This window comes from Micromonospora sp. NPDC092111, from assembly GCF_044755745.1.
Taxonomy (GTDB): domain Bacteria; phylum Actinomycetota; class Actinomycetes; order Mycobacteriales; family Micromonosporaceae; genus Micromonospora.
This window is the reverse complement of the sequence record NZ_JBIVRQ010000008.1, coordinates 66992-87989: the sequence shown is the minus strand read 5'-3', so window position 1 is coordinate 87989 and position 20998 is coordinate 66992. Positions and strand designations below refer to the sequence as shown.

Genomic DNA, 20998 nt, shown 5'->3' with positions numbered 1-20998 from the left:
CCGGAGCCCACCGTGGAACTGACCACCGTCTGGTTTCTCCTCGTCGCCGTCCTCTTCACCGGCTACTTCATCCTCGAAGGCTTCGACTTCGGCGTCGGCATGCTGCTACCCGTACTCGGCCGCGACGACCGGGAACGCCGCGTCCTGATCAACACCATCGGCCCGGTCTGGGACGGCAACGAGGTCTGGCTGATCACCGCCGGCGGCGCCATGTTCGCCGCCTTCCCCGAGTGGTACGCCACCCTGTTCTCCGGCTTCTACCTGCCGCTGCTACTCATCCTGCTCGCCCTCATCGCCCGCGGCGTCGCCTTCGAATACCGACACAAACGCCCCGAAACCTCCTGGAAACGCCGCTGGGACACCGCGATCTTCCTCGGCTCACTCATCCCCGCGATCCTGTGGGGCGTCGCCTTCGCCAACATCCTGCGCGGCGTACCCCTGGACGCCGACCACGAATACGTCGGCGGCCTCCTCGACCTACTCAACCCGTACGCCCTACTCGGCGGCATCACCACCGCCACCCTGTTCCTTACCCACGGCGCGGTGTTCATCGCCCTCAAAACCACCGGCGACATCCGCCACCGCGCCGGCACCCTCGCCGTCAAACTCGGCGTCGGCACCGCCCTGACCGCCGTCGCCTTCCTGACCTGGACCCTGACCATCCGCTCCAGCACCACCGCCGTCGTGCTCGCCGTCGGCGCCGCGCTCGCCCTGCTCGCCGGACTCGCCGCCGCCCGGGCCCGCCGCGAGGGCAGGGCATTCACCGGCACCGCCATGGCCATCGCACTCGCCGTCGCGACCCTGTTCGCGGCCCTGTTCCCCAACGTCATGCCCTCGACCCTGGACACCGCCGGCACCCTCACCACCACCAACGCCGCCTCCACCCCCTACACCCTCACGATCATGACCTGGGTGGCGGTGATCTTCACTCCCATCGTGCTGGCCTACCAAGGCTGGACCTACTGGGTGTTCCGCAAGCGAATCGGGGTACAGAACATCCCGCAACACTGAAACACGCGCACGTGCGGGGCGCGAGGACGCGGGGCCGGTGCGAGGGGGTCGCACCGGCCCCGCGCAGCGTCCACCCCACCGAAACCGCTTCGCCGCCCCCACCACCCACCGCTATCGTCGCCGGATGCACAGCCGCCCCCCGCACGTCCGCGAACTCACCGAGCACGACCACACCGACGCCTGGACGCTCGGCCGGCTCGCCTTCGGCTCCGACCCACAACCACCACCACAGGCCACCACCGCCACCCCCGGCACCACCCGCTACGGCGCGTTCGACACCACCGGCCGCCTCATCGGCAAAGCCGTCGACCTGCACCACGACCAGTGGTGGGACGGCCGCACCGTCACCGCCGCCGACGTCGCCGGAGTCGCCGTCGCCCCCGAGGCACGCGGCCGGGGCGTCGCCCGCACCCTGCTCACCGCCCTGCTCCGTGGCGCCCACGACCGAGGCGCCGCCGTCAGCGCCCTCTACCCGACCGTCGCCGCCCCCTACCGGGCCTGCGGCTGGGACATCGCCGGGACCCTACGCACCGTCGACCTACCCACCGCCCTGCTGACCCGCCACCGCCCCGCCCCACACCTCACCGTCCGCCCCGGCAGCCCCGACGACCTACCCGCCGTCGACGACCTGTACGAACGCACCGCCCGGCACCGCCGGGGCCTCCTCACCCGCCGCGGACCCCTGTTCGACCACCACCGCGCCCGCGCCACCGCCACCGGCACCCTGCCCTTCGACGGCCTCACCCTCGTCGAACACGACGGCCACCTCACCGGCTACGCCGGCTGGGACCGCGGCCGAGGCTACGGCCCCGACGGCACACTCACCGTCGAAGACCTCGCCGCCACCACCGCCGACGCCGCCCGCGAACTCGTCAGCACCCTCGCGAGCTGGCACAGCGTCGCCCCGACCCTCCGGCTCACCCTGCCGCCCGGCGACCCCCTCACCGCCCACCTGCCCGTCGAGAAAGCCCGCGAACACCAGCAGGACACCTGGATGCACCGCCCCGTCGACGTAACCCGCGCGGTAACCGACCGAGGCTGGCCCGCACACATCCGCGGCACCGCCACCTTCACCCTCGACGACCCACTCGCCGACTGGAACACCGGCACCTGGCAACTGGAAATCACCGACGGCACCGCCGAACTACGCCGCACCGACACCGACGCCGACCTGCACCTGACCGTACGCGGCTTCGCCCTGCTCTACACCGGCACCGCCACCGCCCGCACCGTCGCCCAGACCGGCCTGCTGCACCACAGCCCCGGCACCGACCCCGCCACCCTGGACCTACTCGCCGCCGGCGGACCCGCACAACTCGGCGACTACTTCTGACCCACCCCGCACGGTGCCGGGCGAACCCACCCGCCCGGCACCCCGACCCCTCAACGGGCCTCGCGCAACTCCGCCAACCGCGCCTCGATCTCCGCCAACTCGGCCCGCAGCTTCTCCGCCTGCTGCTCCGCCTCCGACCGCTCCGCCGACAGGATCTGCTCCACCGCCTCCTGCACCCCCGGCACATCCACCAACGCCACCATCCTCAACGCCTCCGCCGGCTTCACCACGTACGGCTTGGCAAGCGCCTTCACCCCCTGCTGCGCCGCCACCGTCCACTCACCGTCGGCGTACGCCAGCGTCACCGTCAACCCGGCCGGACCCTTCGGCTTCGCCACCTTCGCCGGACGACGCGGCGCCGGCTTCTCCACCTGCTGCTCCGACTCCACCCTCGGCTCCTCCCGGCGCGCCACCGGCACCCGCGGCGTGTCCAACACGAACTCCGGCACCACCGGCACCACCGGCTCCTCCACCGACTCCACCTTCGGCTCCACCACCCGCCGCCCCGCACCACGCGGCGCCACCGCCACATCAGCGGGGGAGAAGGGCAACTCGTCGCGCCCGAACCGCACCACCACGAACTCGTCGGACACCGCCGGATCGGTCAACTCCACCACCTGACCCACCTGCCCGGCGATCTGCCCCGCCGACGCGGTGAACACCACCTTGGGCTTCCGACCCGCCGCCAACGCCTCCCGGATGCCCTGCACCTCGTCATCGGACAAACCCTGGCCCGCCATCACAGCCCTCTTCCGTACACGTGTTTGATTCCTGCCTTGATACCAGCCGGCTACGACAACCGGAAGATCAACCCCCGAGCACCCGCAACGCCTCGTCCGCATGCTCGTTCATCCCCAGCTCACTACGGACCACCGCCAGCACCCGCCGATCCCGACCGATCACGAACGTCATCCGCCGGGTACCCAACGGCCCCAACGGCAACCGCCGCCGCACCCCGAACGCCCGCGCCACCACACCGTCCACATCCGACAACAGCGGAAAGTCGAACCCATGCAACCGGGAGAACTCCGCCTGCCTGGCCACCGGATCCCGACTGATCCCCACCCGCTGCGCCCCCACCGCCGCGAACTCCGCCGCCAGATCCCGGAAGTGACACGACTCCGCCGTACACCCCCGGGTCATCGCCGCCGGGTAGAAGAACAACACCACCGGCCCCACCGCCAGCAACTCCGACAACCGCCGAGGCGTACCCGTCTCGTCCGGCAACACGAAATCCTCGACCAGATCACCGACACCCACCGCCACCACACACCTCCGCAGCTCGTCCGACGCGCGGTGAGCGTAAGCGATCAACCCCACACCGCAGCCACCTCCTCGGCCACCGCCACCCCCTGCGCGAACCCGGCCCGCGCCGCACCCGCCCGCCGCGCCGGATCCAACACGTGACGACCGATCGCCGCCCGCGCCGCCCGATCCGGCGACACCACCACCCGCGCCGCCGACCCCAACGCCGCCAACTGCGCCGACAACCGGGGCATCGGCCCGAACCCCGCCGTCGTCGGCGCCAACACCACCACCCGCCGCGCACCCGCCGCCAGATCCGCGTTCACCGCCGAACGCACCCCACCGTCGACGTACCGGCGATCCCCGATCGTCACCGGCGGCCACACCCCCGGCACCGCGCAACTCGCCCCCACCGCGTCCACCAGCGACACCCCGCTACCGGCATCGAACACCACGAACTCACCCGAACCCGCGTCCACCGCCGTCACCAGCAACCGCCGCGCCGGCCACACCCGGTCCGGCAACCGGGCCTCGATCACCGCCCGCCGCGACACCTCCGACACGGTCCGCGCCGCCAACGCCATCGCCCCCACCCGGGCCCGCGCCCGCACCGGATCCCGCGACCGGCCACCGGCCCACACCAACCGGGCCACCGCCGCCACCCCGAACCGCGCCGCCACCTCACCACGCGCCACCGCCAACTGCGCCTCGTACCACTCGACCACCGGCCGACCCGCGCACAACTGCGCCCCCACCACCGAACCCGCCGACGTGCCCACCACCAGATCGGCGTCCGCCAACACCACCCCACCCTCCGCCAACCCGGCCAGCAGCCCCCACTCCCAGGCCACCCCGGTCACCCCGCCACCACCCAGCACCAACGCCCGCGTCATCGGATGACCACCCTCTCCATGCCCGTCCCGTGCCGCAGAAGGTAGCGTCGGCGCACAGCGCACAGGGGGAGCGGGGCATTGAATCCGGTCACGGTCATCACCGGCGGCAGCCGCGGCATCGGCGCCGCCACCGCCCGGCGGCTCGCCGCCGAAGGGCACCACGTCGCCATCGGCTACCGCCGCGACCACGCCGCCGCCGCCACCGTCGTCGCCGACGTCGAACGCCACGGCCGCCGCGCCGTCGCCGTACCCGCCGACACCACCGACCCCGACCAGATCCACCGGCTCTTCGCCGCCGCCGCCGACCTCGGCCCCCTCACCGGCCTGGTCAACAACGCCGGCGTCACCAGCCCCATCGGCCCGTTCACCGAACTCCGCGCCGAGCACCTACGCCGGGTCGTCGACGTCAACCTGATCGGCTACGTCCTCTGCGCCCAACAGGCCGCCCGCCGACTCACCCACGGCGGCGCCATCGTCAACATCTCCTCCGCCGCCGCCACCCTCGGCAGCCCGGGGGAGTACATCCACTACGCCGCCGTCAAGGCCGCCACCGACACCCTCACCGTCGGCCTGGCCAAGGAACTCGCCCCGCGCGGTATCCGGGTCAACGCCGTCGCCCCCGGCATCATCCGCACCGACATCCACGCCGACTCCGGCGTACCCGACCGCGCCGACACCGCCGTCGGACGCATCCCGCTCGGTCGCGCCGGTGAACCCGACGAGGTCGCCGGCGCCGTCGCCTGGCTGCTCGGCCCGGACGCCACCTACACCACCGGGACGGTGCTGCGCGTCGCCGGCGGCCTGTAGCCGGTGCGGCCCGCCGCACCGGCCGGAACAGACAACCCGGGCGGACGCCGGGTACGCGATCAGAGCGGTGCGCACCCGGCTGCCAGGCGGGTAACTGGTCGATGAGCCGGGTGGGTGGGGCGTCGGCCCGTGTGATCGACCGGTCGGGCCGGGCGGTGCGCCGGTGTCGACCAGGGCGCGCCCCGGGTCGGGCCGGCGCTGCCGTCTTGCGGTGTGCTGAGGTTCGTGTGACGGCCGGCAGTCCCGGCCACTACTGGCCTCGGAGTCCCCCGACATGCGGTTCGATAATGTGCATTATGTAAAGCTGACCTGATCGGGGCCCCCTCCGAGGGCGTAGCCGGGGTAACCAGTCCGGCCGACCGTACGCAGGCCGCATATTGCCGCGCTCCCCGCGACATCCATGGCGACCAGGACGGGCAACCCGCCGCAGTCCATCGACGCGACGCCTGGTCGCGCCGCGACGGGCGGCCTGGCCGACCCGGCCGAAAATCCGGCCAGGTAGCGGCACGGCGGCGAACAGGCAGATTCCGGGCGGACGGTGCGGTGCGCCGCCCAGCGGGGGTCCGCCCGGCCGTGACGTTCCGCCGCTCCCCTGCGTTGTGGGGTCGCCGGGAACCTGAGGAACATGCATAATATCCCTTATGCATGACAAACAGGACGAATCGGTCGGGCGGCTCATCGAGGAGTTCCTGACCGCGCGAGCCACCCGCAAGCCCTCCCCGCACACCCTGGAGGCGTACCGGCGAGACCTGCGCGGCATCGCCTCGCTGGCCGGCGAGGACGCCACCCCGCCCCGCCCCCTCGACGACCTGATGATCTCGACCCTCTCCCCCCGGGTGATGCGGGCGGCGTTCGCCCGGTTCGCCGCTCCCCGGGCGGCGTCCTCGGTGCACCGGGCCTGGTCGAGTTGGAACAGCTTCTTCACCTTCCTGGTGGCCGAGGGGGTGGTGGCGGGCAATCCGATGCCGGCGGTGGGCCGCCCCCGTACCCCGCTCCCCCAGCCCAAGCCGTTGCGCGGCGAGGACACCCCGGAGGTGCTGCTGGCCTCGGTCTCCCGGGAGGACGGCCGGCAGCGCGATCCGTGGCCGGAGCGGGACGTGGCGGTGCTGGCGTTGGCGCTCTGCGCCGGGCTGCGGCTGTCGGAGCTGTTGGCCCTGCGGGTGTCGGCGCTGTCGGGGCGGGTTGGCGAGCGGCGGGTGGACGTGGCGGGTAAGGGCGGCCGGCCCCGGGTGGTGCCGGTGGAGCCGGAGCTGGACGAGGTGGTGCGGGTCTACCTGGACAGTCGGCGGCGGCGGTTCGGTGCGCGTAGCGTGCGGCCGGACTCGGTGCTGCTGGTGGACCGGCGGGGCGAGGCGCTGCGCCGGGGTGGGTTGCAGTACCTGGTGGATTCCTGTTATCGGCGGGCGGGGATCACCGACCGGGTGCCGTCGGGGGCGCGGTTGCACGCGTTGCGGCACACGTTCGCGACCCGGTTGGCCGAGGACGGGGCGAGTGCGGCGGAGATCATGCGGTTGCTGGGGCATGCGTCGTTGGCGTCGTCGCAGACGTACATCGAGGTGACGGCGGGTCAGCAGCGGGCGGCGGTGCGGTCGAACCGGACCAATCGGGTGTTGGCCGGGTTGGTGCCCGGGGGGTGAGGTGTGGTGACCGCTGCCGGTCGGGGTGTCGGTGCTGCCCTGTCGTCGTGGGCCGGTGGGGTTGTGGCAGGGTGGGGGTGGATGCGACTGGCGGCACGGGGATGGGTCAACCATCGGGGAGCTCGTCGCGGGGGTCGACCGCCTGGGCCTCCGTGGTCGAGGTGAGTCATGTCTGTTTCCTCTTCCCCCGCCCCCGGTACGGCCCGGCTGCTGCCCGGTGGGCCGGTGGCGGAGCAGGTGTTGGCCGAGGTGGCCGAGGGTGTGGCGGCGTTGCGCGCGGTCGGGGTGACCCCGGCGTTGGCGACGGTGCTGGTCGGTGACGACGACGCCAGTGCGGGGTATATCCGGATCAAGCAGCGGCAGGCGGCGGAGTTGGGTTTCGCTTCCCCGCACGTGCACCTGCCGGCGTCGGCGACGCAGTCCGATCTGCATCGGGTGTTGGAGGATTTCAACTCCGACGCCGGTGTGCACGGGGTGTTGGTGCAGCATCCGATTCCGGGGCAGTTGGACTACGACCGGGCGTTGCAGGTGCTGGATCCGGACTCCGACGTGGACGGGATGCATCCGGTGAACATGGGTCGGCTGGCGTTGGGGCTGCCCGGTCCGTTGCCGTGTACGCCGGCGGGGATCGAGGCGTTGCTGGCGTACCACGGGGTGCCGGTGTCGGGGCGGGAGGTGGTGGTCCTGGGTCGGGGGGCGACGTTGGGTCGTCCGCTGGCGATGTTGTTGGCGCAGAAGCGGCCGACGGCGAACGCGGCGGTGACGGTGGTGCACACCGGGGTGGCGGACTGGCCCCGGTACACCCGGCGGGCGGAGATCCTGGTGGCGGCGGCGGGGGTGCCGGGGATCGTGCGGCCGGAGCATGTGCGGCCGGGTGCGGTGGTCGTCGGTGGCGGGGTGCGGTACGAGGGGCGGCGGTTGTTGCCGGATGTGGACGAGTCGTGTGCCGAGGTGGCGGGGGCGATCACGCCGCGGCTGGGTGGGGTGGGGCCGACGACGGTGGCGATGTTGTTCCGTAACGCGTTGCGGGCGGCGCAGCGGGCGACCGGGCGGGGTTGACGGGTCAGCCGAGGTCGACGATGAGGGGCCGGTGGTCGGAGATCGTCGAGTGGGGGGTGTCGACGGCGGTGACCGGGGGTAGCCGGTCGAGGCCGTGTCGGTCGGCGAGGATGTGGTCGAGTTGCACGCGGGGTGCGGCGGCCGGGTAGGTGGGGTGGCGGCCCAGGGGTCGCCAGCCGGTCAGCAGCCGGGCCGGGCCGGCGGGCAGGTTCAGGTCGCCGAGCAGGATGCGTGGGGCGGGTAGCGCGCGTAGGGCCTTGACCACTCGGCGTAGCTGGTGGGCGTTCCAGCCGGGGACGAAGGACAGGTGGGTGGCGGCGACGGTGAGGGGGCCGTGCGGGGTGTCCAGGACGGCGGCGAGTACCACCCGGGGTTCGTCGCGGAGCAGCATGAGTCCGCCGCCGGGGCCGGGTACGTAGATCGGGGATCGTACGGGGGCGGGTTTGAGGCGGGTGACCTGCCAGGAGCGCACGGGGTGGCGGCTGACCAGGCCGATGCCGTAGCAGGGTTCGCCGTGGCCGTCGTCGTCGTGTCGTAGGGGGCGGAACTGTTCGCCGGGGGTGCCGACGACGGCGGCGGCGAAGCGGTGTTCGGGGGCGTCGAGGGCGCGGGCGGCGATGGCGGTGAGGTCGAGGTTGCCGCTGCGGGACTGGTCGCGGTCGACTTCTTGGAGGGCGAGTACGTCGGCGTCGAGGGTGCGGACGGCGGCGGTGAGCCGGTCGGGGTCGACGAGTCCGTCGGTCAGGGATCGGCCGTGCAGCAGGTTGAACGTCGCCAGGCGCACCTTTGCACCCTACGTGGCCGTGGCACAGTTGCCCGGTGCTCAAGCTGTTGTGTTGTTCGGTGCTGCTGTTCGTGGCGGTGGGGTCGGTGGGGGTGTGGTTGCGGCGGCGGCGGGGTCGCTGAGTGGCCGGTGAGGTGGACCACAGGGGCGGGCGGGTGGTGTTGGTGGGTGGGGAGAATGCCGCCCGTGGATCCTCTGTCGCTGACCACCCTGCTCGCCGCGGCCGCGATGGCTGGCTGGGTCGACGCGGTGGTGGGTGGGGGTGGTCTGTTGTTGTTGCCGGCGTTGTTGGTGGCCGCGCCGGGGGTGCCGGTGGCGACGGCGTTGGGGACGAACAAGTTGGCGGCGATCGCGGGGACGTCCACGGCGGCGGTGACGTTCGCCCGTCGGACGGGGGTCGACTGGGCGGTGGTGGGTCCGGCGGCGGTGCTGGCGGTGGTGTGTGCCGGGGTGGGGGCGGCGTTGGCCGGGTCGGTGCCGGCGGGGGCGTACCGGCCGGTGGTGCTGGTGGTGTTGGTGGCGGTGGCGGTGTTCGTGTTGGTGCGGCCCCGGTTGGGCACGGTGTCGGTGCCGGCGCGGCGGACCCGGGTGCGGGTGGTCGTGGCGGTGGGTGTGGCCGGGGTGGGGATCGCGTTGTACGACGGGTTGATCGGGCCGGGTACCGGCACGTTTTTGGTGTTGGCGTTCACCGCGTTGGTGGGTGCGGATTTCGTGCGGGGTTCGGCGATGGCGAAGGTGGTCAACGCCGGTACGAATCTGGGGGCGTTGGTGGTGTTCGCCGCGAGCGGGCACGTGTGGTGGTTGTTGGGGGCGGCGATGGCGGTGTGCAACGTGGCGGGGGCTGCGGTGGGGGCGCGGATGGCGTTGCGCCGGGGTGCGGGTTTCGTGCGGGTGGTGTTGTTGGTAGTGGTGTTGGCGCTGGTGGGGAAGTTGGGTTACGACCAGTGGCTGGCCGGTTGAGCGCCGGCCGGCCGCTGGGGTTGTGTCAGGCGTGTCGTACGGCGGTGTCGTAGTCCAGGCGGGGTAGCCGGGGGAACCAGGCGTCGGGGCCGGGGTGGCCGATGTTGACCAGTAGTAGGGATTTCCAGCCGGTGCCGGTGAGGAATTCGGCGTCGACGCCGGCGGGGTCGAAGCCGGCCATCGGGCCGGCGGCGAGGCCGGCGGCGCGGACGCCGAGCATGAAGTAGCCGATCTGTAGGCCGGCGTTGAACCGGGCCATGTTCTCCCGGCCGGTGGGGTCGGCGGCGAAGTGGTCGCGCATGCCGGGGCGGATCGGGAAGACGGTGTCCAGGTGTTCGTGGAAGTCGGTGTCGGCGGCGAGTACGGCGACGACGGGGGCGGTGGCGGTCTTGGCCTGGTTGCCCTCGGAGACGTGGCGGAGCAGTCGGTCGCGGCCGTCGCCGGGTCGGACGAACAGGACTCGCAGGGGTTGGATGTTCATCGCGGTGGGCGGGTATTTCACCAGGTCGAAGATGGCGCGGAGTTGGTCGTCGCCGACTGGGGCGTCGGTGAAGGTGTTCGCGGTGCGGGCTTCGGTGAACAGTTGGGCTTGGGCCTGGGCGTTGAGGGTGATGAGGTGGTCGGGCAGGACGTCGGTCATGGGTTCCTCCGGTCGCGGCAGAGCTGACTGCGACAACGCTAGCAGCTAGCTTTTTAGTAGTGCAGGGGGTGAGTTGAAGACCACGTATGCTGGGCGGATGACGACGTGCCCTCCGGTCGGTGGCGTGCCCCTCGCCTGCCCCGGGGGCCTCGCCCGCGCGTTCGCGTTCCTCGGCAAGCGGTGGAACGGCATGATCATCGGGACGCTCGCCAGCGGCCCGGCCGGCTTCGCCGAGCTGTCCCGGGCGCTGCCCGGGATCAGCGAGTCGGTGCTGTCCGACCGGCTCGGCGAGCTGGCCCGCGTCGACCTGGTCAGCCGCACCGTGCGCGAGGGTCCCCCGCTGGGCGTCAGCTACCAGCTCACCGAGCGGGGCGCCGCCCTGCTGCCGGCGCTACAGGCGCTGTCGCGGTGGGCCGACGAGAACCTGCCCGCCACCACCACCACCGGCGGCTGCTGACCCCGTGCCGGTCCGCGCCGAACACGACCGGGCCGTCCTGGCCGAGTTGCTGCGCCGCGACCCGGTGCTGCACGCCTACCAGCTCGGCGACCTCGACGACTTCTTCTGGCCGTACACCTCGTGGTTCCGCCGGGGTGAGCAGGTGGCGTTGCTGTACCACGGCACGGACGAGCCGGTGCTGCTCGCCTTCGCCGCCGACGCCGACCGGCCGGGTCTGGCCGCGCTGCTCGACGAGCTGGGCCCGGTGCTGCCCGCCCGGCTCTACGCGCACCTGTCCCCCGGCCTGGAAGGCACCCTGGCCCGCCGGTACGCCGTCACCCCGGCCGGGGCGCACCACCGGATGGCGCTGGCCGACCCGACCCGGCTGGCCGCCGTCCCCGGCGCCGGGGAGGTGCTCGGCCGCGCCGACCTGCCCGCGCTGCGCGCCCTCTACGCCGCCGCCTACCCGGGTAACTGGTTCGACCCACGGATGCTCGACACCGGCCACTACATCGGCGTACGTGAGGGTGGCGACCTGGTCGCGGTCGCCGGGGTGCACGTGTGGTCGCCGACCTACCGGGTGGCCGCGCTGGGTAACGTCACCACCCATCCCCGGGCGCGCGGGCGTGGCCTGGCCACCGCGGTGGTCGCCCGGCTCGGCGTCCGGCTTCGCGACAGCGTCGACCACGTCACGCTCAACGTGAGGGCCGGCAACACGTCCGCGGTGCGCCTCTACGAGCGGCTCGGCTTCACCCGGGTCGCCGACTTCGGCGAGTACACGCTGACCGTCGTGGGCGGGCCGGCCTCCGCCGGCTGAACCGGCCCGCCGGGGCGGTCAGCGGCGTCGGCTGGGCGAGTCGAACCGGCCGGCGCGGATCTCCCGCAGTGCCCGCCGCCGGACGTCGCCGTGCAGGGTGTCGACGTAGAGGCGGCCGGCCAGGTGGTCGGTCTCGTGCTGCAACGCCCGGGCCAGGAACCCGCTGCCGGAGATGGTCAACGGCTCGCCGTGCCGGTCGACGCCGCGCACCGTGGCGTGCATCGCCCGGCGGGTCGGGAAGTACAGCCCGGGGATCGACAGGCAGCCCTCGTCGTCGTCCTGCGACTCCTCGGACAGCTCGATGGTGGGGTTGACCAGGTGGCCCCGGTGGCCGTCGGCGTCGTAGACGAACACCTGCGCGCTTACCCCGATCTGCGGGGCGGCCACCCCGGCGCGGCCGGGCGCGCCGAGCAGGGTGTCCATCAGGTCGTCCACCAGCTGCTGCAACTCGGTGTCGAAGCTGGTCACCGGTTCGCAGGCGGTGCGCAGGACGGGGTCACCGATGATCCGGATCGGGCGTACGGTCATGCCCGGAAGGCTATCCGTGCGTTACCGGCGGCGGTACCGGCACCCCACCGTGTCACCGGTCGGCGACCAGTACGGCGATGCCGTCGAGCACCCGGGCCAGCCCGAACTCGAACGCCCGGGCCGGGTCCGTGGCCGCCTGGTACTCCTGGCCGGCGGCGGCGCCCACCCGGGCGGCGGTCGGGAACCGGCCCGGGTCCATCGCCTGTTCCAGGTATGGCGCGTGCGCCCGCCACCACTGCTCGTCGGTCATCCCGGTGCGCTGGGCGGCCTGGGCGGCGTCCACCGCGCTGCGGGCCGCGCCGTGGACGTAGGAGTCGACGAGGGTGACCACCGCGTCCATCTCCAGGTCGGTCAGGCCGATGCCCTCGACGGCGCGCAGCTCGTAGTCGTAGCGGGCGGTGACGTGGGGGCCCAGCGGGGGGCGGGTGGTGGCGACCTGCACCAGCCACGGGTGGCGCAGGTACAACGCCCAGTTGTCCCGGGCGATGCGTTCCAGCCGTGCACGCCAGCCTCCGGGGACGTCCGGCGGCCGGGGGGTCTCGCCGTGGACGGTGTCGAGCATGACGTCGAGCAGTTCGCCCTTGCCCGGCACGTGGGTGTAGAGGGACATGGTGCCCACCCCGAGGCGTTCGGCGACCCGGCGCATGGACAGCGCGGTCAGTCCCTCGGTGTCGGCGACCCCGATGGCGGCCCGCACGATCCGGTCGACGCTCAGGTCGCCGCCCCGGCGGCTGGTCTTCTCCCGGGTCCGCCAGAGCAGGGCGAGGCTGCGCGCGGGATCACCGGTGCCGCTGTACTCGACGCTCATGGCGACACCCTACCGTCCGGCGTACCGTATGGTGTACGGCAACGATGGGAAGGACGTCACGTGACCCTCGACAGCCGCCACCGGCCGACCCCACCGCTCGGCCCGACGCCGGTGACCTTCACCCCCGCCGATCCGCCGCGCGCCGGGACGCTGCTCGTACCCGCCGACGCGCCGGACGACACCGGCACCGTCATGCTGGCCACCCCACCCGACGGCGCGCCCCGACCCGTGCCGGTGCGCCGGGTGGGCGTCGCCGACGCCGTACCGCTGCTGCTGGCCGTCGGCGGCGACGCCCACCCGGCGGCGGCGTTCTGGGCGACCGCCACCCGGCACGCCCTGCACCTGGCCGCCCGGGGGCGGCTGCTGCCCACGGTCACCGCCGCCGGGCACGACGCCTGGCGGGTCGGGCCCCTCGACCCGGCCGACACCACCCGGCTGCGGGACCTGGCCGCCGCCATGCCACCGGCCGCCCGGGCCCACCCGCTGCCCGGCCGCACCCCGGCCCGGCTGCCCGACCGTGGGCACCTGCTGCGGGACTTCCTCGACGCGGTCGCCGACACCCTGCCGCGCACCGCGCCCGGCGACGGGCCGTTCTCGGCCACCACCGTCACCGCCGTGCCCGGCCTGCGCGACTGGGCGGCCCGGGTCGCCACCGGCGCGGCGGCCGCCGTCCGGCTGTCCCTGCGGCTGGAGCCCGTCGGCGACCCGGACGGGTCGTGGCGGGCGGTGGTCCAGCTCCGATCGCGCGCCGACCCCGGCCTGGTCACCGACGCCGCGACCCTGTGGGCCGGGCCGGTGCCCGGCTTCCCGGCCGCCGCCCGCGACGCGGCGCTGCTCGCCGTCGCCGACGCCGTGCGGCACTGGCCGCCCCTGGCCGGCCTGCTGGACCGCCCCACACCCGACGCGCTGGACCTCGACGACGCCGAACTGGCCGACCTGCTCGGCGACGCCGGCCGCCGCCTCGCCGACACCGGCATCGACGTGCACTGGCCGGCGCAGGTCAGCCGGGCCGTCACCGCCACCGCCCGGCTGCGGTCCCCCGCCAGCCCGTCGGGGCTCTTCGACGACCTGTCCGACCTGGCCCTGGACTGGCGGTTCACCCTGCACGGTGCGCCGCTCACCCCCGCCGAACTCGCCGCACTGGCCCAGTCCCGGCGGCCGGTGGTCCGGCTGCGGGAACGCTGGGTGCTGGTCGACCCCGACCTGGCCCGCCGGGCCCGACACCCCACCGGGGCGACGCTGCCCCCGGCGGCGGCGCTGCGGGCGGCGCTCACCGGCGCGGTCACCGGCGACGACGCCGACACGCCGGTCACCGTCGACGGCTGGCTGGACGACGTGCGTCGCCGGCTCACCGGCCCACCCACCCCGGTCACCGTGCCGGTCGCCCTCGCGGCCACCCTGCGCGACTACCAGCGGCATGGGCTGAGCTGGCTGGCCGGGCTGACCGGCCTCGGCCTCGGCGGCTGCCTCGCCGACGACATGGGGCTGGGCAAGACGGTCACCCTGATCGCCCTGCACCTGCACCGGCAGGCCGACCCGGGCACCGCCGGGCCGACCCTGGTGGTCTGCCCCGCCTCCCTGCTGGGCAACTGGCACCGGGAGATCACCCGGTTCGCCCCGGGTGAGCCGGTGCACCGCCACCACGGGCCGGGCCGCCGCCTCGACGGGGTCACCGGCGGGTTCGTCCTCACCACCTACGCCACGCTGCGCCGCGACGTCGACCGGTTCACCGGCCGGCCCTGGCCGCTGCTGGTGGCCGACGAGGCGCAGCACGTGAAGAACCCGACGGCCGGGGTGTCCCGGGCGTTGCGCGCGGTGCCGGCACGCGCCCGGGTGGCGTTGACCGGCACCCCGGTGGAGAACGACCTCACCGACCTGTGGGCCGTCCTGGACTGGACGGTGCCCGGCCTGCTGGGCAGCCTCGCCGCGTTCCGCGCCCGCTGGGGCCGCCCGGCCGGCGTCGACCCGGACCACACCGCCGCCCGGCAGTTGGCCCGGCTGGTCGCCCCGTTCCTGCTGCGCCGCCGCAAGAGCGACCCGGGCATCGCCCCGGAGCTACCCGCCAAGACCGAAACAGATCAGCCGGTGCCGCTCACCGCCGAGCAGGCCGCCCTCTACCAGGCCACCGTGGCGGAGCTGCTCGACGTGATCGCCGACGCCGACGGCGCGGCCCGGCGCGGGCTGGTGCTGCGGCTGTTGACCGCCCTGAAGCAGATCTGCAACCATCCGGCCCACTACCTGCGGGAGACCGCACCCCGGCTGGCCGGCCGCTCCGGCAAGCTCGACCTGCTCGACGACCTGCTCGACGGCATCCTGCCGGCCGGCGGCGCGGTGCTGGTCTTCACCCAGTACGTGGCGATGGCCCGGCTGCTGCGCCAGCATCTGCGCGAACGCGACGTCGGGGCGCTGCTGCTGCACGGCGGGTTGCCGGTGGCCCACCGCGACGACCTGGTCCGCCGGTTCACCGCCGGCGAGGCGCCGGTGTTCCTGCTGTCGCTGCGTGCCGCCGGCACCGGGCTGAACCTCACCCGCGCCGACCACGTCGTGCACTACGACCGCTGGTGGAACCCGGCCGTGGAGGACCAGGCCACCGACCGGGCGTACCGGATCGGGCAGACCCGGCCGGTGCAGGTGCACCGGCTCGTCGCCGAGGGCACCGTCGAGGACCGGATCGCGGCGCTGCTGGCCGGCAAACGGGACCTGGCCGGGGCGGTCCTGGACGCCGGCCCGGGCGCGCTGGCCGCGCTCAGCGACGCCGACCTGGCCGACCTGGTGCGGCTGCGGTGACCGCCCGGGGGTTCCCGGCGTTCCCCGCCGGGCCGGCGCGGCGGGTCCGGTCCCGCTGGGCCACCGGGTGGGTGGCCGCGCTGACCGACGCCGCCCTGGACCCGCAACCGGTCCGGCAGGGCCGCCGCCTCGCCGCCCGGGGGTACGTCGGGCCGGTCACCGTCAGCCCGGGGCGGGTCGCCGCGAGCGTGCACGACGGCGACCCGGAGCTGGCGTACCGGGCGGTGGTGCGGGTGGAGGTGCTGCCGGACGTCGACTGGGACCGGCTGGTCGCCGCGCTGACCGACCGGGCCGGGCACCGGGCCGCGCTGCTGGCCGGGCGGCTGCCCGGCGAGCTGGCCGAGGCGGCGGGGGTGGACCTGCTGCCCGGCCCGGAGCACCTGGCCGCGGGCTGCGGGTGCCCCGACTGGGACCACCCGTGCCGGCACGCGGCGGCCCTGTGTCACCAGGTGTCCTGGCTGATCGACACCGACCCGCTCCTGCTGCTGCTGATCCGGGGGCGTGACCCGCACGCCCTGGCCGACGCCGGCCCGCCGGACGACGCCGCCCCGCCCGGGCCGGTGCCGCCGCACCCGGCACCGGCCGGCGGGGACGACGCCGCGGGGGCGTACGCGGCGCCGGTCGGTCCGCTGCCCGCGCCGCCGGGCCCGCCGGGCGTGCCGGACCTGCCGTTGCTGCCGCCGGGTCCGGGCGTCGACCCGGACGCGCTGCGGGCGCTGGTGGCGGTCGCCGCGGCCCGGGCGGCGGCCCTGCTGCGCGGCGACCCCGACCAGCCGGCGCGGTGAGTCAGCCCGCGGCGAGCAGGGCCCGCACCGGGGCGGCCTTCGCGGCGGCCTCGGCGACCTCGGCGTCGGGGTCGCTGTCCCAGGTGATGCCGCCGCCGGCCCACACGTGCAGCCGGTCCGCGTCGGCGGCGGCGGTGCGGATGGTCAGCCCCAGGTCGAGCCGGCCGGGGCCGACCCAGCCGAACGCGCCCATGCCGGCGCCCCGGCCGACGGGTTCCAGGGCGGCGATCCGGTCCAGGGCGGCGCGTTTGGGCGCGCCGGTGACGGAGCCGCCGGGGCAGCTGGCACGCAGCAGTTCGGCCAGGCCCACGCCGGGCGCCAGCGCCGCCGACACGGTGGACTCGGCCTGCCACAGGTCGCACCAGCGGCGGACGGCGAACAGCTCGTCCACCCGCACCGACCCGGTGCGGGCCACCCGGGCCAGGTCGTTGCGTTCCAGGTCGACGATCATGATGTGTTCGGCGCGTTCCTTGGCCGAGGCGAGCAGGTCCCGGCGTCCGGTGGCGGTGGCCGGGCGGGTGCCCTTGATCGGTCGGGTGACCACCCGGCCGGCGTGCACCTCGACCAGCGTCTCCGGTGAGGCGCAGCCGATCGACCAGCCGGCGCCGTGCAGGGTGCCGCCGTAGCGGGCGCCGGGCAGCCCGGCGAGCCGGGCCAGGGCGGGACGCGGGTCGCCGGTGTACCGGGCGGCGGCGTGCCCGACCACGTTGACCTGGTAGACGTCGCCCCGGGCGATGGCGGCCCGGACGGCCTGCACCGCCTCGGCGTGCTGTCGGGGCGTCCAGCTCTCCTGCCAGGGGCCGAGCCACCAGCCGGGGCCCGCCGGTGCCGCCGGGGCGGACACCGGGGCGCAGGCGTGTCCGTAAACGACCGCGACGACGTCGGGCAGGGCGGGGACCGGGCTGGGTGCGCCGGCCGGCGCGCCGACCATGGTCGCGCCGGCGGCGGCGGAGACGTACAGGGCGGCGCCGCACGGGCCGTCGGGGCGGTGCCCGGCGGGGCGGGTCAGGTCGTCGACGGGCAGGCCGTGCCCGGCGAGGAACCGGGCCACCTGCGCGGCCGGGTCACCACCGTCGGTGACGTGCCATTCGTACCGGCCCCGCTCGACGAGTACGCTGCGGCACCGGGCCGGTACTCCCGGTACGTCGATCAGCGATTGTGGAAGCGTTTCCACACCGTGTGGACCATTCTTACTCATCCGTTCAGCGGATTTCGGGTGAACAAGACGGATGGCTGCTCGATCCAGCGCGCTTCCGCTTGGTACTGTGCGTCACTGGTCATGTGAACCATGACACAGTGCCCCCACAGTCCGGAGAACCCGATGTGCCAGCACCAACCCACCTGCCCCTTTGCCGAAGCGACCGACCGGGAAGCCGCCCGCGTCATCGCCTGCTTCCCTGAGCAGGGCTGGAGCCTGCTCTGCAACGGTGTCATCGTCTTCGAGGACACCGGTGAGCTGCTCCCCGACGGCAGCACCATCGCCCCGCACCGCGGGCCCGCCCGGCACGCCCTTGTCGCCTGATTGATCACGTTCCGTCATCGGCGCTGGTCACGCCGCACCAGGCTAGTCCCCCGGGCAGGGACCGCCCTCCCCAGGTCGCCGCACCGGGGCGGCACGAACGCCGCCCCGGCACCGATCACGATCACTGCTCGAACGCCTCCGGCGACGGGCACGAGCAGACCAGGTTCCGGTCGCCGTACGCGCCGTCGATCCGCCGCACCGGCGGCCAGTACTTCACCGCCCGATCCACCCCGGCCGGGTACGCCCCCACCGACCGCGGGTACGGGTGCGACCACTCGTCGCCGGTGACCATCGCCGCCGGATGCGGCGCGTTGGCCAGCGGGTTGTCCCGCGCCGGCCACTCACCCGAGCCCACCTTGTCGATCTCCGCCCGGATCGCGACCATCGCCGCGCAGAACCGGTCCAGCTCGGCCAGGTCCTCACTCTCCGTCGGCTCCACCATCAACGTCCCCGCCACCGGGAACGACATCGTCGGGGCGTGGAAGCCGTAGTCGATCAGCCGCTTGGCCACGTCGTCGATGCTCACCCCGGTCGCCTTGGACAACGGCCGCAGGTCCAGGATGCACTCGTGCGCCACCAGGCCCTTGTTGCCGGCGTACAGCACCGGGAAGTGGTCCCGCAGCCGCGCCGCCACATAGTTCGCCGCCAGCACCGCCACCCCGGTCGCCCGGGTCAACCCCTCGGCGCCCATCATCCGCAGGTACGCCCACGGGATCGGCAGGATCCCCGCCGACCCGTACCGGGCCGCCGAGATCGCCGGCTGCCCCTGCACCCGCCCCGCCCCCGGGTCGCCCGGCAGGAACGGCGCCAGGTGCGCCCGCACCGCCACCGGACCCACCCCCGGCCCACCGCCGCCGTGCGGAATGCAGAACGTCTTGTGCAGGTTCAGGTGCGACACGTCCGCCCCGAACCTGCCCGGCTTGGCGAACCCGACGAGGGCGTTGAGGTTCGCCCCGTCGACGTACACCTGACCGCCGGCGTCGTGCACCTTCGCGCACAGCGACGCGATGCCCGCCTCGTACACCCCGTGCGTCGACGGGTACGTCACCATGATCGCCGCCAGGGCGTCCCGATGCTTGTCGATCTTCGCGTCGAGGTCGGCCAGGTCGACGTTGCCGTCGCCGTCGCAGCCGACCACCACCACCCGCATGCCGGCCATCACCGCCGACGCGGCGTTCGTGCCGTGCGCCGACGACGGGATCAGGCAGACGTCCCGGTGCCCCTCGCCCCGGTCCCGGTGGTAGGCGCGGATGGCCAGCAACCCGGCCAGTTCCCCCTGGGAGCCGGCGTTGGGCTGCACGCTGACCGCGTCGTAGCCGGTCACCTCGGCCAGCCACCCCTCAAGCTGGGCGATCAACTCCCGGTACCCGGCGGTCTGCGCGTCCGGCGCGAACGGATGCACGTGCGCGAACTCCGGCCACGTCACCGGCTCCATCTCGGTGGTGGCGTTGAGCTTCATCGTGCACGACCCCAACGGGATCATGCCCCGGTCCAGGGCGTAGTCGAAGTCGGCCAGCCGGCGCAGGTAGCGCAGCATCGCCGTCTCCGAGTGGTGGCTGCCGAACACCGGGTGGGTGAGGAAGTCACTGGTGCGGACGAGCGCCGCCGGCAGCACCTCCGCGACGTCACCGTCGACCGGGTCGACCCCGAACGCCGCCCACACCGCCGCCAGGTGCGCCCCCGTGGTCGTCTCGTCGCAGGACACCCCCACCCGGTCGGCGTCGACCAGACGCAGGTTCACCCCTCGCGCCTCGGCCGCCGCCACCACCCGCGCCGCCCGGCCCGGTACGACCGCCGTGACGGTGTCGAAGAACGGCACGTCGGCCACCTCGACGCCACCGGCGCGCAGCCCGGCCGCGAGCCGCGCCGCCAGAGCATGGGTACGCCGTGCGATCCGCCGCAGCCCGTCCGGGCCGTGGTAGACGGCGTACATGCCGGCCATCACCGCCAGCAGCACCTGCGCGGTGCAGATGTTGCTGGTCGCCTTCTCCCGCCGGATGTGCTGCTCCCGGGTCTGCAACGCCAGCCGGTACGCCGGGTTGCCGTCGGCGTCCCGGGACACCCCGACCAGCCGGCCCGGCAGCATCCGCTCCAGACCCGACCGGACCGCCAGGTAGCCGGCGTGCGGCCCACCGAACCCCATCGGCACCCCGAACCGCTGGGTGGTGCCGGCCGCGATGTCGACGCCGATCTCCCCCGGCGGGCGCAGCAGCGTCAACGCCAGCAGGTCCGCGGCGACCGTGACCAGCGCCCCGACCGCGTGCGCCGCCGCCACCAGGCCGGTGTGGTCACGCACCGCCCCGGACGCCCCCGGATACTGCAGGTGCAGGCCGAAGAACTCCCCCGGCAGCTCCTCGACCGTCAGGTCGACCACCCGCACCTCGATGCCCAACGGCTCGGCCCGACCGGTGATCACCGCGACGGTCTGCGGCAACGCGTCCGCGTCGACGACGTACACCGGGCTCTTGCTCCTCGACGCGCGGCGGGCCAGCGTCATCGCCTCCGCCGCCGCGGTGGCCTCGTCGAGCATCGACGCGTTCGCGGTGGCCAGACCGGTCAGGTCGGTCACCATCGTCTGGAAGTTCAGCAGCGCCTCCAGCCGCCCCTGGCTGATCTCCGGCTGGTACGGCGTGTACGCCGTGTACCAGGCCGGGTTCTCCAGCACGTTGCGGCGGATCACCGCCGGGGTGTGCGTGCCGTGGTAGCCCAGCCCGATCATCGACACCGCCACGGTGTTGCGGCCGGCCAGGGCCCGCAGCTCGGCGATCGCCTCCCGCTCGGTGGCCGGCTCCGGCAGGTCCAGGGTGCCGTGCCACCGGATCACCTCGGGGATCGCCGCGTCCATCAGCTCGTCGATCGAGCCGTAGCCGACGGCCTCCAGCATCCGGCGCTCGTCGTCCGGATCGGGACCGATGTGCCGGTCGGCGAACTGCTCTACGGTCATGC

At 74.1% G+C, this 20998-nt stretch carries 20 protein-coding genes; 11 read left to right on the top strand and 9 right to left on the bottom strand.

The window, feature by feature from the left end; all coding sequences use genetic code 11:
* The first annotated feature begins 12 nt into the window (after positions 1 to 12).
* Together cydB and eis are read left to right on the top strand one after the other, a co-directional pair.
* Entirely contained in the window at positions 13 to 1011 is a 999-nt protein-coding gene (gene cydB / locus ACIQG9_RS17895) for a cytochrome d ubiquinol oxidase subunit II (RefSeq protein ID WP_400403444.1), read from the top strand.
* A 124-nt stretch (positions 1012 to 1135) separates the two neighbouring features.
* Positions 1136 to 2344: an enhanced intracellular survival protein Eis gene (gene eis / locus ACIQG9_RS17890; protein WP_400403441.1), complete on the top strand. Its 1209-nt coding sequence runs from the start codon at positions 1136 to 1138 to the stop codon at positions 2342 to 2344.
* Positions 2345 to 2394: 50 nt separating this feature from the next.
* Here eis and ACIQG9_RS17885 read toward each other — a convergent pair whose 3' ends face one another.
* The 3 genes from ACIQG9_RS17885 to ACIQG9_RS17875 all read right to left on the bottom strand — a co-directional run bounded on the left by ACIQG9_RS17885 (position 2395) and on the right by ACIQG9_RS17875 (position 4482).
* Positions 2395 to 3084 carry a hypothetical protein gene (locus ACIQG9_RS17885; protein ID WP_400403438.1) on the bottom strand — a complete coding sequence of 230 codons (690 nt, stop codon included), beginning with the start codon at positions 3082 to 3084 and terminating at the stop codon, positions 2395 to 2397.
* 67 nt (positions 3085 to 3151) lie between these two features.
* Positions 3152 to 3610: a peroxiredoxin gene (locus tag ACIQG9_RS17880; RefSeq protein ID WP_400403435.1), complete on the bottom strand. Its 459-nt coding sequence runs from the start codon at positions 3608 to 3610 to the stop codon at positions 3152 to 3154.
* A 44-nt stretch (positions 3611 to 3654) separates the two neighbouring features.
* The gene (locus ACIQG9_RS17875; RefSeq protein WP_400403432.1) at positions 3655 to 4482 is read right to left on the bottom strand and encodes a patatin-like phospholipase family protein; all 828 of its coding nucleotides are present in this window, start codon (positions 4480 to 4482) and stop codon (positions 3655 to 3657) included.
* 78 nt (positions 4483 to 4560) lie between these two features.
* On the opposite strand from ACIQG9_RS17875, the gene ACIQG9_RS17870 reads away from it, so the two are divergent.
* From ACIQG9_RS17870 to ACIQG9_RS17860, 3 genes are all read left to right on the top strand, one after another.
* Positions 4561 to 5289, top strand: coding sequence for an SDR family NAD(P)-dependent oxidoreductase (locus tag ACIQG9_RS17870; RefSeq protein ID WP_400403429.1), 729 nt, complete (start codon positions 4561 to 4563; stop codon positions 5287 to 5289).
* A gap of 641 nt (positions 5290 to 5930) precedes the next feature.
* The gene (locus ACIQG9_RS17865; RefSeq protein WP_400403426.1) at positions 5931 to 6926 is read left to right on the top strand and encodes a tyrosine-type recombinase/integrase; all 996 of its coding nucleotides are present in this window, start codon (positions 5931 to 5933) and stop codon (positions 6924 to 6926) included.
* 168 nt (positions 6927 to 7094) lie between these two features.
* Positions 7095 to 7985, top strand: a complete 891-nt coding sequence (locus tag ACIQG9_RS17860) for a bifunctional 5,10-methylenetetrahydrofolate dehydrogenase/5,10-methenyltetrahydrofolate cyclohydrolase (RefSeq protein ID WP_400403423.1) — start codon at positions 7095 to 7097, stop codon at positions 7983 to 7985.
* A gap of 4 nt (positions 7986 to 7989) precedes the next feature.
* Here ACIQG9_RS17860 and ACIQG9_RS17855 read toward each other — a convergent pair whose 3' ends face one another.
* On the bottom strand, positions 7990 to 8769 hold the full coding sequence (locus ACIQG9_RS17855; protein WP_400403421.1) for an endonuclease/exonuclease/phosphatase family protein: 780 nt from the start codon (positions 8767 to 8769) through the stop codon (positions 7990 to 7992).
* 186 nt (positions 8770 to 8955) lie between these two features.
* Between ACIQG9_RS17855 and ACIQG9_RS17850 the strand changes: the two genes are divergently transcribed.
* On the top strand, positions 8956 to 9729 hold the full coding sequence (locus ACIQG9_RS17850; RefSeq protein WP_400403418.1) for a sulfite exporter TauE/SafE family protein: 774 nt from the start codon (positions 8956 to 8958) through the stop codon (positions 9727 to 9729).
* Positions 9730 to 9754: 25 nt separating this feature from the next.
* Here the strand turns inward: ACIQG9_RS17850 and ACIQG9_RS17845 are convergent, their stop codons facing one another.
* A complete protein-coding gene (locus tag ACIQG9_RS17845) occupies positions 9755 to 10369 on the bottom strand; it encodes a malonic semialdehyde reductase (protein WP_400403415.1) in 615 nt (204 codons plus the stop codon).
* Positions 10370 to 10466: 97 nt separating this feature from the next.
* On the opposite strand from ACIQG9_RS17845, the gene ACIQG9_RS17840 reads away from it, so the two are divergent.
* Both ACIQG9_RS17840 and ACIQG9_RS17835 read left to right on the top strand, forming a co-directional pair.
* Positions 10467 to 10826 (top strand): winged helix-turn-helix transcriptional regulator, encoded by a 360-nt coding sequence (locus ACIQG9_RS17840; protein WP_400403413.1) that lies wholly within the window; start codon positions 10467 to 10469, stop codon positions 10824 to 10826.
* Positions 10827 to 10830: 4 nt separating this feature from the next.
* Positions 10831 to 11622, top strand: coding sequence for a GNAT family N-acetyltransferase (locus tag ACIQG9_RS17835; RefSeq protein ID WP_400403411.1), 792 nt, complete (start codon positions 10831 to 10833; stop codon positions 11620 to 11622).
* An 18-nt stretch (positions 11623 to 11640) separates the two neighbouring features.
* On the opposite strand, the gene def is transcribed toward ACIQG9_RS17835, so the two are convergent.
* Together def and ACIQG9_RS17825 are read right to left on the bottom strand one after the other, a co-directional pair.
* Positions 11641 to 12150 carry a peptide deformylase gene (def, locus tag ACIQG9_RS17830; protein ID WP_400403408.1) on the bottom strand — a complete coding sequence of 170 codons (510 nt, stop codon included), beginning with the start codon at positions 12148 to 12150 and terminating at the stop codon, positions 11641 to 11643.
* Between the two features lie 52 nt (positions 12151 to 12202).
* The gene (locus ACIQG9_RS17825) at positions 12203 to 12958 is read right to left on the bottom strand and encodes a TetR/AcrR family transcriptional regulator (protein ID WP_400403406.1); all 756 of its coding nucleotides are present in this window, start codon (positions 12956 to 12958) and stop codon (positions 12203 to 12205) included.
* 60 nt (positions 12959 to 13018) lie between these two features.
* Between ACIQG9_RS17825 and ACIQG9_RS17820 the strand changes: the two genes are divergently transcribed.
* Positions 13019 to 15745, top strand: a complete 2727-nt coding sequence (locus ACIQG9_RS17820) for a DEAD/DEAH box helicase (protein ID WP_400403403.1) — start codon at positions 13019 to 13021, stop codon at positions 15743 to 15745.
* Positions 15742 to 16530, top strand: a complete 789-nt coding sequence (locus ACIQG9_RS17815) for a hypothetical protein (RefSeq protein WP_400403400.1) — start codon at positions 15742 to 15744, stop codon at positions 16528 to 16530. The genes ACIQG9_RS17820 and ACIQG9_RS17815 overlap by 4 nt, the downstream gene beginning before the upstream one ends.
* 1 nt (position 16531) lies before the next feature.
* Here ACIQG9_RS17815 and ACIQG9_RS17810 read toward each other — a convergent pair whose 3' ends face one another.
* Positions 16532 to 17728, bottom strand: a complete 1197-nt coding sequence (locus ACIQG9_RS17810) for a chorismate-binding protein (RefSeq protein ID WP_400403398.1) — start codon at positions 17726 to 17728, stop codon at positions 16532 to 16534.
* Positions 17729 to 17851: 123 nt separating this feature from the next.
* On the opposite strand from ACIQG9_RS17810, the gene ACIQG9_RS17805 reads away from it, so the two are divergent.
* A complete protein-coding gene (locus ACIQG9_RS17805; protein WP_400403395.1) occupies positions 17852 to 18052 on the top strand; it encodes a DUF5999 family protein in 201 nt (66 codons plus the stop codon).
* Positions 18053 to 18173: 121 nt separating this feature from the next.
* Here the strand turns inward: ACIQG9_RS17805 and gcvP are convergent, their stop codons facing one another.
* Positions 18174 to 20996 (bottom strand): aminomethyl-transferring glycine dehydrogenase, encoded by a 2823-nt coding sequence (gene gcvP, locus ACIQG9_RS17800; RefSeq protein WP_400403392.1) that lies wholly within the window; start codon positions 20994 to 20996, stop codon positions 18174 to 18176.
* Between the last annotated feature and the right edge of the window lie 2 nt (positions 20997 to 20998).

Coding starts and splice junctions, on each gene's coding strand:
- eis (WP_400403441.1), top strand. CDS start 1,136: ATGCACAGCCGCCCCCCGCACGTCCGCGAACTCACCGAGCACGACCAC.
- ACIQG9_RS17885 (WP_400403438.1), bottom strand. CDS start 3,084: ATGGCGGGCCAGGGTTTGTCCGATGACGAGGTGCAGGGCATCCGGGAG.
- ACIQG9_RS17875 (WP_400403432.1), bottom strand. CDS start 4,482: ATGACGCGGGCGTTGGTGCTGGGTGGTGGCGGGGTGACCGGGGTGGCC.
- ACIQG9_RS17865 (WP_400403426.1), top strand. CDS start 5,931: ATGCATGACAAACAGGACGAATCGGTCGGGCGGCTCATCGAGGAGTTC.
- ACIQG9_RS17860 (WP_400403423.1), top strand. CDS start 7,095: ATGTCTGTTTCCTCTTCCCCCGCCCCCGGTACGGCCCGGCTGCTGCCC.
- ACIQG9_RS17845 (WP_400403415.1), bottom strand. CDS start 10,369: ATGACCGACGTCCTGCCCGACCACCTCATCACCCTCAACGCCCAGGCC.
- ACIQG9_RS17840 (WP_400403413.1), top strand. CDS start 10,467: ATGACGACGTGCCCTCCGGTCGGTGGCGTGCCCCTCGCCTGCCCCGGG.
- def (WP_400403408.1), bottom strand. CDS start 12,150: ATGACCGTACGCCCGATCCGGATCATCGGTGACCCCGTCCTGCGCACC.
- ACIQG9_RS17825 (WP_400403406.1), bottom strand. CDS start 12,958: ATGAGCGTCGAGTACAGCGGCACCGGTGATCCCGCGCGCAGCCTCGCC.
- ACIQG9_RS17810 (WP_400403398.1), bottom strand. CDS start 17,728: ATGAGTAAGAATGGTCCACACGGTGTGGAAACGCTTCCACAATCGCTG.
- ACIQG9_RS17805 (WP_400403395.1), top strand. CDS start 17,852: ATGTGCCAGCACCAACCCACCTGCCCCTTTGCCGAAGCGACCGACCGG.
- gcvP (WP_400403392.1), bottom strand. CDS start 20,996: ATGACCGTAGAGCAGTTCGCCGACCGGCACATCGGTCCCGATCCGGAC.